The following is a 15682-nucleotide window of genomic DNA, read 5'->3' as shown; positions in this document are numbered from 1 at the left end:
CATGCTAAAAGTATTGCTCCTCTTTGCACTGCTGCTTGCCGGGATCGTTGTCGGGCCTATGGTCGCCGGGCATCAGGGCTATGTGCTGATCCAGACCGATACCTACAATATTGAAACCAGCGTCACGGGTTTGGTGATTATCCTGATCCTCGCCATGGTGGTGCTGTTTGCCGTTGAGTGGCTGCTGCGCCGTATTTTCCATACCGGTGCGCGCACCCGCGGTTGGTTCACAGGCCGCAAACGCCGCCGCGCCCGCAAGCAGACCGAGCAGGCGCTGTTGAAGCTGGCTGAGGGTGATTATCAGCAGGTTGAAAAGCTGATGGCGAAGAACGCCGATCACGCCGAACAGCCGATGGTCAACTATCTGCTGGCCGCCGAGGCTGCCCAGCAGCGCGGCGATGAGGCCCGGGCTAATCAGCATTTGCAGCGCGCTACCGAGCTTGCTGGCCACGATCCAATTCCGGTTGAGATCACGCGCGTGCGTCTGCAGCTGGCGCGTAACGAAAACCACGCGGCGCGCCACGGCGTTGATAACCTGCTTGAGATTACGCCTCGCCACCCGGAAGTGCTGCGTCTGGCCGAGCAGGCCTATATTCGTACTGGAGCCTGGAATTCGCTGCTGGACTGTCTCCCCTCCATGGCGAAAGCGGGCGTCGGTGACGAAGCCCACCGCGAGGCGCTGGCCCAGCAGGCGTGGATTGGCATGATGGATCAGGCGCGGGCCGAAGGAGGCAGCGACGGCCTGAAGACCTGGTGGAAGCACCAGAGCCGCAAGACCCGTCATCAGGTTGCGCTCCAGGCGGCCATGGCCGAGCATCTTATTGAGTGTGACGATCATGATACCGCCCAGGCGATCCTGCTCGACGGGCTGAAGCGTCAGTATGACGACCGTCTGGTACTGCTGATCCCGCGTCTGAAAACCAACAACCCAGAGCAGGTAGAGAAGGCGCTGCGTCAGCAGATCAAAACCCAGGGCGATCGCCCGCTGTTATGGAGTACGCTTGGCCAGTCGCTGATGAAGCACGGTGAGTGGAAAGAGGCGAGCCTGGCGTTCCGCGCCGCGCTGAAGCAGCGCCCGGATCCGTTTGATTATGCCTGGCTGGCCGATACCCTTGATCGTCTGCAGCAGCCGGAAGAGGCAGCCGCCATGCGCCGCGACGGCCTGATGCATACCCTGCAGAACAATCCCCCGCAGTAAACCCGCCATAAAAAAACGCCCGCTCTGAAACCAGAGCGGGCATTAAACAGGTCTGCGTGACAACAAATTTGGTGCTTCACTCAACGTTGTGTCCATGGTGTTTGATGAGGCCGGAGCGACATCTGTCTGTGGACGATAAGCACCATTAAACGGCTCTGCGTCATTCCTGAGTTTATGAGGCCTTGCGGCGAGCATAAGAGATGGAATGAGCATCTACAGGTATATTATTGCACAAGCCGTGCCACTTTTTCACTCCTAAAACTAGCAGCCTGTATTCATTTAGGAATTATGGAAGGCGTCACGAAATTACGCTGAGAAGCAGGGTGAAGTGCGCATAAAATAGCAAAAGTGTCACCTTATGGCGACAAAAAAGACACTTCCATAATAAGATTACTTAAAACAATAAATTAAGTGTCTTTCATTAACGACACCTGACATAGCCTTCGTCTGCTTAATAGTTTTCAGCCTCTCTATTTTGCTCATTTCCACAGGCCTGGATGCTGTACCTTTTGTTTAATATTGCACCAGGTATGCTTAATAAAATAAAAAGGAATCGAAATGAGCAATCCAACCATTGCCATCGGCACGCCGATAGTCAACGTCACTGATAATCGGGGACTGACCGTGCGCACCCTCAACTGGAACCGAGGGCAGTCTGCGGACCCGCTACGCCTGCTGGTTGGTCATGCGTATGTGGATGACGCCAGCCGGGTAGCGGCGTATCGCGATCCGCGCCTGTTTACGGCCTGGACAACAGCCAGCGCGTCTCCGGCAAACTTGCGAACTATGGTTTCGCTGGCGGGCCAGGTGCTGCGGCGGGAGAGCAGCGACAGCGGCAGCCAGGTGACGCTGTTTGACTCAACGGACCGCCCGGCATGGGTCCAGGACGGGTGCAGCACAGTGCAGACCGTAGCGTACGATGAACTGGGACGACCTGAGTACGGCAGGGAGCAACCGGGTGGAAGTCATGACATTCGCGTCAGCTGGCGCAACGAATATGGTGACAGCGGTCCGGCGGATGACGGCTCGCAGGGGAACAACCAGCGCGGCGTCTGCGTAGCGCAGTATAACGATGGCGGCCTGGTACAGGTGAACGCGGTGGCGCTGAGCGGGGCGGTGCTCAGCCAAGGCCAGCGCTTCCTGGCGTCAGCGGAGGCGTTACCGGACTGGCCTGAGGATGAGGCCGGGCGGGAGGCGCTGCTGGAGGCGGAGACATACACCACGTCCGTCACCGCCGACGCCCGCGGCGCTGTCCTGAACCAGACGGATGCCGAAAGCCATATGCAGGCCTGGCGCTATAACGTTAGCGGCAACGTCTGTTATCAGGACGTTACCCCGGCAGGCGGAGTGACGCAGACTCTACTTAATAGCGTAACATGGAGCGCGGCGGGACGATTGCTGACGGAGTCTGCAGGGAACGGCGTGACAACCAGTTACGGCTATGACCTCCAGAATCAGTGGCTTTCCACCATCACGACGCAACGTGCGGATAAGACGACGCTTCAGGCCCTGAGCTACGGATATGACTCCACCGGCAACGTTACTTCCATTAGCGACGGTACCGTGACGTCGCGCTATTACCGTAACCAGGCCACTGACGGTTCGCGGCTGTTCACCTATGACGCCCTCTACCAGCTGCTGAGCGCCACCGGGCGCGAGAACGCGAATAACACCGGGATGCAATACAGCAGCCTGCCAGCGATGTCAGACGGCAGCCAGTATGTGAACTACAGCCGCAGCTATGCGTATGACGACAGCGGCAATCTGTCCACCCTGAAGCATACCGGTGCGGGAAGTTTCACCCGCATCATGACCACGGAGAGCACCTCCAACCGCAGCGTGCAACAGAGCGATGGCGGGCCGCAGACGCCGGATGAGGTCGTGGACTGGTTTGACGGTAACGGCAATCTGTTAAAACTCCAGGCCAGCGCCGCAGGCAGCGACGGCCTGACGTGGGACGGCAGCAACAACCTGCAGTCGGTGACCCTCGTCAGCCGCAGCACCGACATTACGCAGAACGACCGGGAGCTATATCAGTACAGCGGCCGCCAGCGGGTGCGTAAACAGACCCGGACTCTGGTGAACAGCAGTAGTGGGCTGTGGAACGTGGACGAGGTACGCTACCTGCCGGGACTGGAGCTGCGTAAGAGCTGGCAGGAGACGGCGGAGAGTGATAGTGCGTTGTCAGAGGAGTTGCACGTAATTACCGGTCAGGCGGGACGGGCAGGTATCCGGGTCCTGCACTGGGAAACCGGACAACCGAGCGGTATCGAGAATAACCAGGTGCGCTGGAGCGTGGATGATAACATCGGCTCGCTGTCGCTGGAGTTAGATGCCGAAGGCCAGCTTATCAGCCGGGAGGAGTATTACCCGTTCGGCGGCACAGCGGTATGGACGGGGCGCAGTGAAACCGAAGCCAGCTACAAGACCGTGCGCTACTCGGGCAAGGAGCGGGACGGCACCGGGCTGTACTACTACGGCCACCGCTACTATGCCCCGTGGCTGTGCCGGTGGATGAGCGCCGACCCGGCAGGCGAGGTGGATGGTCTGAATCTGTTTCGGATGGTAGGTAATAATCCGGTAACGCTCAAAGATAGTACTGGCCTCTATACAAACGAAGAGTGGTCCAGTCATATGCTCGAAGTAATGAATGCGTTTAATCTCAGACCATTACCTGAAAATTTCACCCATTTTTTTGGTACTAATTTAATGGAGCAATTTGCTGCGATGTTCCCCATCGTCGCCGGGGTTATGAATCCTCATCAGTTAAACCAGAATTGTTATTACTGCACGATAGCAGCGTTAATAAATACAGATGTAAATAATATTGTTAACCATACGGAGACCATGCAACAGGACTCTGCTTCACTGGATGAAATTGACTTACTATTTAACCAAGTAGGCGTACACGTTAGTGCGCAGAATTTTAATGACCATATGGGTTCTCCTCAAGATCGCTGGCAGGCAACGTATGATTATTTGAATAGAGAATTAGCCAACAATGAAGCCGTTGGGTTAGCTTATCGACGACCGGCCAACGTTCAGCAGAACGTTTTTTCTCCCGGAGGGGGGCATGTCGTTACAGTGACAAGAAGCAATGAAAATATTTATGTTCTGGATTATCAGTCAGGCCAAATCAGCTTAATAGACAGAAACACGCCGCCTGAAAGTCTGCCACATGAAAGTTATCATGTTTTTCAGCAGGTTACGAGAGCAGCCGCAACAGATAGCTGGCAAGAAGCCTATGATTTTATAACAATCCAATTTCTGCGAGGTCGTTCTCAATTAGGATTAATAGGCCTGGAGATAAATGGTCGTATGGAAACGTCCAGATATGAAATGACATCATCTGGAGAGTTAATTATAGAAGTCGCTCATCAACCGCACACCGTATCGCGAGACATTGTTTTGCAGAATGCGCTGGGAGCAAGTAATGAAATGATAAGGTTATGGCCTGCCGCTGCCACAGACGCACGATGAGTCGGAAATTGTCAGGCATGTGGTCGGCGAGAGAGGATGACTCGCCACTTCGTGGCTTCGCCCTGCGGGTCGTTGCTGAAGCAACGCTCTCTCGCTTCGCTCGAGTCGAACCTCCTGCCCCGGAGGTTCTCATCCTCTGTGAAATTTGGGCGAAAAAAAACCCCGCTATAAAGCGGGGTTTCTAAATGTGGTCGGCGAGAGAGGATTCGAACCTCCGACCCACTGGTCCCAAACCAGTTGCGCTACCAAGCTGCGCTACTCGCCGATGTACTGCTTTTTGAATTTTTAGTTCAATTCATTTTAAGTCGTGGTGCGAGGGGGGGGACTCGAACCCCCACATCCAAAGGACACTAACACCTGAAGCTAGCGCGTCTACCAATTCCGCCACCTTCGCATTTCACAACTTTAAATAATGGGGTGGCTAATGGGATTCGAACCCACGACAACTGGAATCACAATCCAGGGCTCTACCAACTGAGCTATAGCCACCACTACAAATTCTTTTACGCGGTCCTGTTAACTTCACAGTCCACCGCAGCTCCAGCACCGGGTAAAATGGTGCGCCCGACAGGATTCGAACCTGAGACCTCTGCCTCCGGAGGGCAGCGCTCTATCCAGCTGAGCTACGGGCGCTTAGCGCCGTTGCGGGGCTGGATATTACGGACTTCCCCCCCCGCTGTCTAGTGCCTTTTTAAATAAAATGCGCGTTTGGTTACGCTTTGTGCATTTTGTCTTTTATTTCTCCGCTTTTTGCGCTGCAGTATGCTGATTGAGACGTAAAACCTTGTAGACCAGCGATACCACAGCCAAAAAGATGATGCCGACAAACAGCGACATACGGGTGTCGTCGTTAAAACCCATGCCGATTAATACGCAGATCAGGAACGCCATCGTTAAATAGTTCGCCCACGGGAAGAGGACCGAACGGAACGGATGCGTGGCAATCCTGGCTTTGTGAGCCTCGCGGAAACGCAGCTGGCTAATCAGAATGACAAACCACGGCACCATTCCCGGCAGTACGCTGGCGCTGTAGACGTAGACAAACACGCGCTGCGGGTTAGGAATGATGTAGTTGAGGCAGGAGCCCACTAGCAGAATAGCAATCGAAATAGCGACGCCTACTACCGGCACGCCGTGGCGCGATACCTTTGCCACCGCAGCAGGCAGCTGACGGTTTTTGGCCAGCGCATAGAGCATGCGTCCGCAGCTGTACATTCCGCTGTTGCAGCCCGAGAGCGCAGCGGTGAGTACCACAAAGTTAATGATCCCTGCCGCTGCGGTAATACCGATCTTAGCGAAGGTCAGCACAAACGGGCTGCCGTTGCTGCCGATCTCATTCCACGGGAAGATGGTGACGATAACGAAAATCGCCCCTACGTAGAAGATCAGAATACGCCACAGCACCTTGCCCAACGCGCTGCGCAGCGTGACCTGCGGGTTTTTCGCCTCACCGGCGGTAATGCCGATCAGCTCGACGCCCTGATACGAGGCGACAACAATACAGAGCGCGGTCAGGAAGCCTTTCCAGCCGCCGGCAAAGAAGCCGCCGTGCTCGGTGAGGTTACCGAAGCCAATGGCCTGCCCGCCGTTGCCGAAGCCATAGAAGATCACGCCAAGTCCGACAATAATCATTACCACGATAGTGGTGACTTTGATCATCGCAAACCAAAACTCAATCTCGCCATACAGCCGCACAGCAGCCAGATTAGCGAGCGCCACCAGCCCAACGGCAATCAGGGCCGGTATCCACTGCGCCATCTCCGGGAACCAGAACTGAACGTAGACGCCAATCGCGGTGATCTCTGATATCCCTACCGCCATCCACATAAACCAGTATGACCAGGCGGTGAGATAGCCAAAGAACGGGCTCATATAGCGGTGGGCATAGACGGCGAACGACCCGGCTACCGGCTCAAGAAAGAGCATTTCGCCCATTGAGCGCATGATGAAGAAAACAAAAAGCCCGGCCACAATATAGGCCAGTAATACTGACGGCCCTGCCCATTTCAGGGTGCTTGCCGCCCCCATAAACAGGCCAACGCCTATTGTACCGCCCAGGGCGATAAGTTCGATATGTCGTGCTTCCAGCCCACGCTGAAGCTCCGGTTTACTCTCGGCCATAAATCCTCTGTCGTGTTTACTACTGTCCCGACGCTGCGGGTTATCGTTATGAGTGCAATCTCAGCTCACTGCGGTCGCGGGGCGATGCAAATAGCACTGCCGGGCCGCGTTGAGTGAGCGAATGGTTTCTTAATTTCGCTAAAATGGCAAACGATGCATAAGAAAAATCAGTAGAAAGCACAATAAAGCAGCAAACAGAGGGCAGGTACAGCGCAGCAGAATCGCTGCGCCGTCACAGGGTTAGAGCTGGCCGCGATAGTGCCAGGCGAGGTAGCGCAGCAGTCGCAGCTGGCGCGTGATGCGGCTGGGCTGTGATAGCAGGCGATAGAGCCACTCCAGGCCCATCCGCTGCCACACCTTCGGCGCACGCTTAACGTGGCCGGTAAAGACGTCATAGGTACCGCCAACGCCCATATAGAGCGCGTGAGGATAAACTTCCCGACAGTCACGCATCAGCAGCTCCTGACGCGGGGAGCCCATCGCTACGGTGACAATCTTCGCCCCGCTGTCGCGGACGCGTTCAAACAGCGCCTGGCGCTGCTCGGGCTGGAAATAGCCATCCTGGCCGCCGACAATGTTTACCTGCCAGCGGTCGCGCAGCTGCTGCTGCGTCTGGGCCAGCACGCCAGGCTTGCCGCCGATCAGGAAAACCGGCGTCCCCTCTTTCCCGGCGCGCTCCATGAGCGCTTCCCAGAGATCGGCCCCCGCCACCCGCTCAACCACCGCCTGCGGGTACTTTTTGCGCATTGAGCGCACCACACTGATGCCGTCCGCATACTTAAACTCTGCCGCCTCAATCAGGGCCCGAACCTGGGCGTCATCCTCAAGGGTCAGCATCTTCTCGGCGTTAATCGCCACCAGCGTGCCCTGCTTAAGCTCGCCACCGGCAAAGAGGAAATCCAGCGCGTGGGCCATGTTACGCCAGCCAATCAGCTTCAGACCGCGCAGCGTATAGGTTGGCGCAGTAGTGGTGTCCGTCATGATGATATCCTTGTCAGGCTTGCGAGAGCGGTTGCGGTAATCGCCCGGCACGTTTGTGAATCAGCCCCGCGCTATCGAACAGCCAGTAGAGCAGCTTCGCCATCAGCAGGCAGGCGCCAAAGACCACGAGGAAAAAGACAACGCGAGAAACAAAGGCATCCAGCCCCTCGCGCGCCAGCACGATCATATTGAAGATGGCACCAAAACAGAAACTGTGCAAAATCGCTGCCTTATAGCGGTTGCTCTCCCGGTTGCCCAGCTCATAAAGCCAGTCAAACCACTTAATGATCAGTCCGACCACGACCGCCCCCAGCGGAATAAACCAGACGCCGCCCATCACCACCAGGGAGCCGATCAGCGTCGGCGAGATCGCCAGCCCGGAGTGGTTGTTCAGCACTTCCCAGGTAAAGTAGTTCGCCGTGTTCAGCACAATACCAGGTCTGTCCGGCCACAGCCAGGTGGGAATAAAGACGTAGAAATCGCGCACGATGGGCGCAAGCCCCTGGAAGTCAATTTTGTCGTAGTTTTGCAGCAGGAGAGAGAGGTTCTCCCACGGCGAGAAGGTGTCGCGGGTGAGATAGAGGAAGGTGTAAAACGCTTCGTCACCGCTCACCTGCAATCCGTAACGCTTCAGCGCCAGCCAGAACATTCCGACGATGCCCAGCACGCCCGCCGCCGCCAGCATCCACAGCGAGATCCAGCCGCGAATAATGCCAATAAACAGGAAAATAGCGAAGGCGATGATGATGTTAGCCCGCGTGCCGCCCACAATCATGTAGGTCAGTAGGCCAAAGGCAACGGTGCTCACCAGGAAAAAGATCCAGCCCCGGCCATCCTGGCGCAGGAAATAGACCACCAGCATGGCGGGAATAAAGAAGTAGAAGAAACGCTTAAGCGCCACGCCAGAGACTTCACTCGAAAAGATCTGGCTGTAGGAGTGCAGCCGGAACAGCAGGAAGCCGTTATGCATAAAGAAGATGCTGACGCTTACTAAAGCGATGAGCATCAGCATTACCCACGCCAGATGCGTTTCCACTCGGTTCATGGTGAACAGAGGACGGCGTGGCGTGACCGCGGACGAGGGCCGCAGGCGCGTTTTATAGGTGACGTAGTAGATAGCGTAAAAGCAGACCGCGGCTAGCAGGGACTGCATCATCACCTCTGGCGGCGCGACGCCGACGTTGAAGCGGAAGACCAGAATGCTGGTGAGCGGAAAGCCAAAGAAAAACGTCAGCAAGAACAGCAGCGAGAAGAAGACGTTAAAGTTAAAACGTACCCGGCGGAATTCAAACCAGGTCAGCGTGGCGATAAACAGCGATGCCAGTAGCCAGATGGCCAGCAGACCCGAGAACGCAAGCTGGCTCATTGCGCGCCTCCTGCAGCAATACGTAACGCCTCGTGCCAGGGCGCAAGGTAGTTGGGGCTAAAGAAGGTGATAGCGTTTTTATCCACCGCCGCCAGCTGCCGCTGGGCCTCGCGGACGACCGCCTCATCGAGCCGGTCGCCGGTAAACAGCACCGGAATGTGCTGCTCAACCATATCCTGCCAGAAAGGGTTCTCCCGGTTTAACACGCAGGGGATGCCTGCCTGGATCAGCAAGCAGAGCGTGCCGATCCCCTGCTGGCGGGCAAAGATAAAGTAGCCAAGATCGCACCGGCGCAGCAGCGCCAGGTAGTCGTCAAATTCTAGCTTATCGGCCAGGATGCGCAGATTCTCCGCGCTAAAGAGCGCCAGACCCGCCTGGCGCACCTCGTCAATATACGCTTCATTATTGGCCGGGTAGCCCATCGGCACGATGACGTTGACCGTATCACCGAACTGCTGATGAACCGCCTTCAGGGCGGCAATATGCTCGTTGCTGCGATCGCCGGAGTTGCCGACCAGTACCGTCAGCTTGCCCGCGCGCTGCGTCTCCTGCGCCATCGTGTTGAGCGCGGGATCCATTCGCGTCGGGAAGTAGAGCAGCTCGCCGCGCACCTGCGGATGGCGGCGGGCAAAAAAGTGTAGATCGCCACGGGTGGCAAAGATACAGCCGACTCGCCGCTGGGCGAGACGCCGCAGCGGATAGAAAAGACGAAACTTCAGGCTTTGGGAAACCTCGTAGAGATCGGCTCCCCAGGCGTGCCAGTTAAACTGCTGAGGCTTGATGGATCCGCGTAGCAGGGCCAGCCAAAGGTCGGTATTGAACTGGCCGTGAAAAAAGAAGCGCTGCAGGCGATCGGCTTTGGCAAGGGCAATCACCGCCTGGGCCAGCGCCTTCTTATTGCTAAAGAAGCGCAGCGTAAGTGCAGGGAACTGCGTGCGCCAGCGCTCGTCGTCGCCGCAGATCATAAATTCGCGAGCGTGCTCGCCCGTTGCCGCAAGGCTGTCGTTGAAAAAACGCAGCACGGTCAGGTTATGGTGTGGGATATCCGATCCCAGAACGTGAATCAGTGTAGTCATACCCTTTTACGCCAGAGTAGAAATACGCCACAACAGGTGGCGAAATAAACGATATAGGTAGCCATGTAGGCCTGTGACGCACCTAACGCACCGTGCGCCGGAATGAGCCAGCGGGAGAAGGCCGTCAGCAGCATAAACTGGCTCACTTCCGCCAGGATATAGAAGCTTAACGAGGCCCGGGCAATCACCAGATAGCCAAAAACGTATGCGCCGACTTTCAGTACGTCACCGACCAGCTGCCAGGCAAAGAGATCGCGCATGGCGATAAACTTCTCTGAAAAGAGCAGCCAGATTGCAACGTCACGCAGCAGCCAGACGGTAAAACTTGCCGCCGCCACCGCAGGCAGTACAAACCGCAGCGACTTGACGATCTCGCGGCTTATTGCCTGCTTCTCCGTCAGCCGCGACAGGGTAGGCAGCAGATAGACGCTGAACGAGGCGGTGATAAATTGCAGATAGGCATCGGAGATGCTGCTCACCCCCTGCCAGATCCCGACCTCATCCCAGCCGTAGTGCGTCGCCAGCAGATTTCGCATCATCACGTAGGCGACGGGCAGGGTCACGGAGGTGATTAGCGCCATCAGGGTAAACTTGCCCAGCTGCCCGGCCAGCGCGCCGCTCCACCGTGGCTTAAGATAGCCTAACGGCACGGTTTTACGGCGGATAAACAGCAGCAGCGCCGGGACGACGACCAGCGCCGGAACCAGCGCCAGGCCCAGCAGCGCGCCCTGGTAACCGCCCAACCGGTAGCAGGCGTAGTAGGCGATAACCCCGATAATACTGCCGCTAATCAGCGACAGCGCATTCCCGGCGGCGTCGCGAAAACCTTTCATGACTGCCAGTAGGAAGTTGGCCCACGCGATGCCCATCTGCACCAGCGCCACCAGCCTTACCAGCCCCTGAAAATGGGTATGCCCGAATAGCCCCTGACTGATGGGCGCAGCGGCCAGCAGAAAAACGATAGCCAACAGCGTCGAGAACCCCAGCACCATGGCGGATGAGGTGCCTACGACGGTGCGCAGCTGCGCCGGATCGTCGTGGTGCTGGGCGACAAATTTGGTGACGCCGTTAAAGATGCCAGCCCCGGCCAGCACGCCCAGTACCGTCACCAGCTGGCGGAAGTTACCCGCCTGCCCTACGCCCGAGGGACCAAAGGAGACGGCCAGCAGCTTAACCACCAGCAGTCCCGCGCCGATTTTGACCAGCGTGCTCGCCGCGGTCCACAGTGAAGCCTTTGCCAGCGACATCTTAGTTGAAGTAGCTCAGCAGCGTATTGATCACCGTGCGCTGGTTAACAGGCGAGAGATTGTAGAACAGCGGCAGGCGAAGCAAGCGCTCGCTCTCTTTCGTGGTATGGATATCTTCGCTGAAGAACTCACCAAAGCGCTCACCGGCCGGGCTGGAGTGCAGCGGGATATAGTGGAACACCGCCAGGATCTCCGCCTCCTTGAGGAAAGCGATCAGCTTACTGCGATCCTCATCGTCACGCAGCTTGATATAAAACATATGCGCGTTGTGTTCACACTCGGCAGGAATCGACGGCAGCTCAATACGCCCGGCACGAGCCAGCGGCGTCAGGGCGTCAAAGTAGGTCTGCCACAGCGAGAGACGCTGCTGGTTGATACGATCCGCCGCTTCCAGCTGCGCCCACAGATAGGCTGCCTGCAGATCCGACATCAGATAGCTGGAGCCAATATCGCGCCAGGTGTATTTATCAACCTGACCGCGGAAGAACTGGCTGCGGTTGGTGCCCTTCTCGCGAATAACCTCGGCGCGTTCAACCAGCGCACGGTCGTTGATCAGCGTCGCGCCGCCTTCGCCGCCGGCGGTATAGTTTTTGGTTTCATGGAAGCTAAAGCAGCCGATATGGCCGATGGTGCCGAGCGCGCGCCCTTTGTAGGTCGACATTACCCCCTGCGCGGCATCCTCTACCACGTACAGGTTATGATGTTTCGCGATAGCCATAATGGTGTCCATCTCACAGGCTACGCCCGCATAGTGGACCGGCACAATGGCGCGAGTGTTCTCGGTGATCGCCGCCTCGATAAGCCGTTCATCAATGTTCATGGTGTCCGGACGGACATCAACAAAGACGATTTTCGCTCCGCGCAGCACAAAGGCGTTGGCGGTAGAGACGAAGGTGTAGCTGGGCATGATCACTTCATCGCCGGGCTGGATATCCAGCAGCAGCGCCGCCATCTCCAACGAGGCGGTACAGGAGGGGGTCAACAGCACTTTGGCGCTGCCGAAACGTTGCTCCATCCACTGCTGGCAGCGGCGCGTATAGCCGCCGTCGCCGCACAGCTTGCCGCTGCCCATCGCCGACTGCATGTAATCGAGTTCTGTACCCACAACCGGGGGCGCGTTAAAAGGGATCATAGAGTCACCTGTATAGCCAGTAGGCAGTGCTTTCCACGTTGGCACCGCTCTGAATGTAACGTTTAAGCGCCGCGGTATTCCCCACCTGGGTCGCGACGCGCAGAACCGAAAGCTGACGCCGCTGCGCCCAGAGAAGCGCCGCCTGCATCAGGGCCTCCCCCGCACCGCGTCCGGCCAGCAGGCCAATACGCGCCTCGCTGTCGTTCAGCTGGCGCAGCGAAACAAAGGCGCGGATCTCGCCGCTGGCGGCGCGTAAGACCAGGCACTCATGGTCGAATGCGCCGTTAACGGCGTTTTCAATCCACTGGGCGTAGAAACGCCCGCTGGCGTCCGCAGAGTACCAGGGTGTACGAAACCGGCTCTGCGCAAAGGCAGTGGCGGCCTGCTGGCGCAGCGGGGCGATATCCGTTGCGGTCGCCACCTGCGCGCCGGGGTCGGTTATCGTTGCCGGTACGGTCAGAGCCAGATCTACCTCACCCTCTACCAGCTGGAAACCCAGCTGCTGGAGCGCATCCAGCCGCGCGGTATCCGTCGCCGGGATCTTGACCTGCACCCGCTGCCAGGCCGCAAGCTGCGTCTCGTTCAGCGGTGCGGCACTGTCACTCAGGCGCACGATGGCGCTGGAGATACCAAAGAACTGGTTCTCCCAGGTTAAAGCTTCAACCGTCCCGCGTACCGTCATGTTGTCGCCTTAGCGCCAGACGCCTTTGGTATCAATAATGTATTGCTGGGTAACCTGCTCACCGGCAATGGCTTTAAATTCACGGTGATCCACCAGCATCACCAGCACATCCGCGTCGGCCAGCGCCGCCTCCAGACCGACCAGCTGGCAGCTGTCCGCCAGCTTCTTCGGCAGCTGCTGAATGTTAGGCTCTACCACCAGCGTCTCGCCGCTGTGCCACTGGGCAATGCTGTGGGCAATCTCCATCGCCGGGCTTTCCCGCAGATCGTCGATATTGGGCTTAAAGGCGAGGCCAAAGCAGGCGATTTTAATTTCGCTGGCCCGCTTGTCGTTAGCCGTGAGGCAGTCTGCCACCGTTGCTTTAACTTGATTAAGCACCCAGTGCGGTTTGCTATCGTTAACTTCACGAGCGGTACGGATCAGCCGCGCCTGCTGCGGGTTTTGCGCCACGATAAACCACGGGTCGACCGCGATACAGTGACCGCCTACGCCCGGCCCCGGCTGTAAGATATTGACGCGCGGGTGGCGGTTAGCGAGGCGGATCAGCTCCCAGACGTTGATGCCCTGGTCGGCACAGATCAGCGACAGCTCGTTAGCAAAAGCGATATTCACGTCGCGGAAACTGTTCTCGGTCAGCTTGCACATCTCAGCGGTGCGGGCGTTAGTAACCACACACTCGCCCTCAAGGAAGATCTTATACAGTTCGCTGGCGCGGGCAGAGCACACCGGCGTCATACCGCCAATGACCCTATCGTTTTTAATCAGCTCAACCATCACCTGGCCTGGCAGTACGCGCTCCGGGCAGTAGGCAACGTTGATATCTGCCTGCTCGCCGGCCTGCTGGGGGAAGGTGAGATCCGGGCGCAGATCCGCCAGCCACTGTGCCATCTGCTCGGTCGCGCCTACCGGTGAGGTCGACTCAAGGATCACCAGCGCACCTTTTTTCAGGACGGGAGCAATAGATTTTGCTGCCGCCTCGACATAGGCCATATCCGGCTCGTGATCGCCTTTGAATGGCGTCGGCACGGCAATCAGGTAAGCATCCGCCTCGACCGGCGTGGTGCTGGCGTGCAGATAGCCGCCCTCTACCGCGGCTTTCACCACCCGATCCAGCTCGGGTTCAACGATATGAATTTGCCCACGGTTAATGGTATCTACCGCGTGCTGATTGATATCAACGCCGACGACGCGCTTCTGGCGGGAGGCGAAAGCTGCTGCGGTGGGCAGTCCGATATAGCCCAGGCCAATAACGGAGAGGGTTGCAAAGCTCATAGTGTTACCTGATTATTTTTAAGTGCGTGCAGAATACGTTCACAGGCTTGCCCGTCGCCGTAAGGGTTATGTGCCCGGCTCATCGCCTGCCAGGCGTCATTGTCCTGCAGCAGGTGCGTCACCTCTTCAACGATACGCTGGCGATCGGTACCCACCAGCCTTACCGTTCCGGCTTCGATAGCCTCTGGTCGCTCGGTGGTTTCACGCATCACCAGCACCGGCTTGCCTAACGACGGCGCCTCTTCCTGAATACCACCTGAATCCGTCAGGATCAGCCAGGCATGGGTCATCAGCCAGAGGAACGGCAGGTAGTCCTGCGGCTCAATTAAGATAATGTTTTTAACATGCCCAAGGATACGGTTCACCGGCTCGCTGACGTTGGGGTTCAGGTGTACCGGATAGACGATCTGGACATCCTGATGTTTCGCCGCAATGTCGACCAGCGCATGGCAGATCTGCTCAAAGCCCTGGCCAAAGCTTTCGCGACGATGGCCGGTGACCAGCACCAGCTTTTTAGATTCATCAAGGAATGGATATCGCGCTGCCAGCTCGCTGTGCAGGTTTTCGTTATTCAATACCGTATCGCGCACCCAGAACAGCGCATCGATCACCGTATTACCGGTGACAAAGATCTGCTTATCCAGAATATTTTCGCGCAGCAGATTCTGCCGGGCGTTCTGCGTCGGGGAGAAGTGATACATCGCCAGGTGGCCCGTCAGCGTGCGGTTTGCCTCCTCCGGCCAGGGCGAAGAGAGATCGCCCGTGCGCAGCCCGGCCTCGACGTGCCCAACGGGAATACGTTGGTAAAAGGCCGCCAGGCTGGCGGCAATCGTCGTTGTGGTATCACCGTGGACCAGCACGACGTCAGGCTTAAATGATTCGAGGATCGGCTTTAGCCCTTCGAGAATGCGGCAGGTTATCTCCGTCAGCCCCTGGCCCGGCTGCATAATATCCAGGTCATAATCCGGCACAATGGAAAACAGGTTCAAAACCTGGTCAAGCATCTCCCTGTGCTGCGCGGTCACGCAGACTTTGGCTTCAAAATAAGGGTCCTTTGCCAGCGCATGTACCAGAGGTGCCATCTTGATGGCTTCTGGTCGTGTGCCAAATACGGTAAGTACTTTCAC

At 57.4% G+C, this 15682-nt stretch carries 11 protein-coding genes, 4 tRNA genes and 1 other RNA gene; 2 read left to right on the top strand and 14 right to left on the bottom strand.

Going from position 1 to position 15682, the window contains the following annotated elements:
• Position 1: 1 nt before the first annotated feature.
• Together hemY and NR795_RS20130 are read left to right on the top strand one after the other, a co-directional pair.
• The gene (gene hemY / locus NR795_RS20135) at positions 2-1198 is read left to right on the top strand and encodes a protoheme IX biogenesis protein HemY (protein WP_257759171.1); all 1197 of its coding nucleotides are present in this window, start codon (positions 2-4) and stop codon (positions 1196-1198) included.
• Positions 1199-1756: 558 nt separating this feature from the next.
• Positions 1757-4678, top strand: a complete 2922-nt coding sequence (locus tag NR795_RS20130) for an RHS repeat-associated core domain-containing protein (RefSeq protein ID WP_257759170.1) — start codon at positions 1757-1759, stop codon at positions 4676-4678.
• Between the two features lie 20 nt (positions 4679-4698).
• Here NR795_RS20130 and NR795_RS20125 read toward each other — a convergent pair.
• The 14 genes from NR795_RS20125 to wecB form a co-directional block, all read right to left on the bottom strand.
• Positions 4699-4832: non-coding RNA, RtT sRNA (locus NR795_RS20125), on the bottom strand.
• A 34-nt stretch (positions 4833-4866) separates the two neighbouring features.
• A tRNA-Pro gene (locus NR795_RS20120) sits at positions 4867-4943 on the bottom strand.
• A gap of 43 nt (positions 4944-4986) precedes the next feature.
• Positions 4987-5072 (bottom strand) — tRNA-Leu (locus NR795_RS20115).
• Positions 5073-5091: 19 nt separating this feature from the next.
• Positions 5092-5167 (bottom strand) — tRNA-His (locus tag NR795_RS20110).
• A 67-nt stretch (positions 5168-5234) separates the two neighbouring features.
• Positions 5235-5311 (bottom strand) — tRNA-Arg (locus NR795_RS20105).
• Positions 5312-5413: 102 nt separating this feature from the next.
• Positions 5414-6799, bottom strand: a complete 1386-nt coding sequence (locus NR795_RS20100) for an amino acid permease (protein WP_257759169.1) — start codon at positions 6797-6799, stop codon at positions 5414-5416.
• 240 nt (positions 6800-7039) lie between these two features.
• The gene (gene wecG, locus NR795_RS20095; RefSeq protein ID WP_144819134.1) at positions 7040-7780 is read right to left on the bottom strand and encodes a lipopolysaccharide N-acetylmannosaminouronosyltransferase; all 741 of its coding nucleotides are present in this window, start codon (positions 7778-7780) and stop codon (positions 7040-7042) included.
• Positions 7781-7793: 13 nt separating this feature from the next.
• Positions 7794-9146: an ECA oligosaccharide polymerase gene (wzyE, locus tag NR795_RS20090; protein WP_222889099.1), complete on the bottom strand. Its 1353-nt coding sequence runs from the start codon at positions 9144-9146 to the stop codon at positions 7794-7796.
• Positions 9143-10222 carry a TDP-N-acetylfucosamine:lipid II N-acetylfucosaminyltransferase gene (locus tag NR795_RS20085; protein WP_257759168.1) on the bottom strand — a complete coding sequence of 360 codons (1080 nt, stop codon included), beginning with the start codon at positions 10220-10222 and terminating at the stop codon, positions 9143-9145. Before NR795_RS20085 ends, wzyE begins: the two co-directional genes overlap by 4 nt.
• Positions 10219-11469, bottom strand: coding sequence for a lipid III flippase WzxE (wzxE, locus tag NR795_RS20080; protein ID WP_257759167.1), 1251 nt, complete (start codon positions 11467-11469; stop codon positions 10219-10221). The genes NR795_RS20085 and wzxE overlap by 4 nt, the downstream gene beginning before the upstream one ends.
• Position 11470: 1 nt before the next feature.
• Positions 11471-12601 (bottom strand): dTDP-4-amino-4,6-dideoxygalactose transaminase, encoded by a 1131-nt coding sequence (rffA, locus tag NR795_RS20075; RefSeq protein ID WP_144819126.1) that lies wholly within the window; start codon positions 12599-12601, stop codon positions 11471-11473.
• Between the two features lie 4 nt (positions 12602-12605).
• Positions 12606-13283 (bottom strand): dTDP-4-amino-4,6-dideoxy-D-galactose acyltransferase, encoded by a 678-nt coding sequence (gene rffC / locus NR795_RS20070; protein WP_257759166.1) that lies wholly within the window; start codon positions 13281-13283, stop codon positions 12606-12608.
• A 9-nt stretch (positions 13284-13292) separates the two neighbouring features.
• A complete protein-coding gene (gene wecC / locus NR795_RS20065) occupies positions 13293-14555 on the bottom strand; it encodes a UDP-N-acetyl-D-mannosamine dehydrogenase (protein WP_144819122.1) in 1263 nt (420 codons plus the stop codon).
• Positions 14552-15682: a non-hydrolyzing UDP-N-acetylglucosamine 2-epimerase gene (gene wecB / locus NR795_RS20060; RefSeq protein WP_144819120.1), complete on the bottom strand. Its 1131-nt coding sequence runs from the start codon at positions 15680-15682 to the stop codon at positions 14552-14554. The genes wecC and wecB overlap by 4 nt, the downstream gene beginning before the upstream one ends.

Origin of the sequence: Pseudescherichia sp. L3 (genome assembly GCF_024656065.1) — a bacterium.
Taxonomy (GTDB): Bacteria; Pseudomonadota; Gammaproteobacteria; order Enterobacterales; family Enterobacteriaceae; genus Pseudescherichia.
The sequence above is the reverse complement of the archived record's forward strand: the minus strand, read 5'-3'. Positions and strand labels throughout refer to the sequence as shown.

Coding starts and splice junctions, on each gene's coding strand:
- NR795_RS20085 (WP_257759168.1), bottom strand. CDS start 10,222: ATGACTACACTGATTCACGTTCTGGGATCGGATATCCCACACCATAAC.
- NR795_RS20130 (WP_257759170.1), top strand. CDS start 1,757: ATGAGCAATCCAACCATTGCCATCGGCACGCCGATAGTCAACGTCACT.
- rffC (WP_257759166.1), bottom strand. CDS start 13,283: ATGACGGTACGCGGGACGGTTGAAGCTTTAACCTGGGAGAACCAGTTC.
- NR795_RS20100 (WP_257759169.1), bottom strand. CDS start 6,799: ATGGCCGAGAGTAAACCGGAGCTTCAGCGTGGGCTGGAAGCACGACAT.
- wzxE (WP_257759167.1), bottom strand. CDS start 11,469: ATGTCGCTGGCAAAGGCTTCACTGTGGACCGCGGCGAGCACGCTGGTC.
- wzyE (WP_222889099.1), bottom strand. CDS start 9,146: ATGAGCCAGCTTGCGTTCTCGGGTCTGCTGGCCATCTGGCTACTGGCA.
- wecC (WP_144819122.1), bottom strand. CDS start 14,555: ATGAGCTTTGCAACCCTCTCCGTTATTGGCCTGGGCTATATCGGACTG.
- hemY (WP_257759171.1), top strand. CDS start 2: ATGCTAAAAGTATTGCTCCTCTTTGCACTGCTGCTTGCCGGGATCGTT.
- rffA (WP_144819126.1), bottom strand. CDS start 12,601: ATGATCCCTTTTAACGCGCCCCCGGTTGTGGGTACAGAACTCGATTAC.
- wecG (WP_144819134.1), bottom strand. CDS start 7,780: ATGACGGACACCACTACTGCGCCAACCTATACGCTGCGCGGTCTGAAG.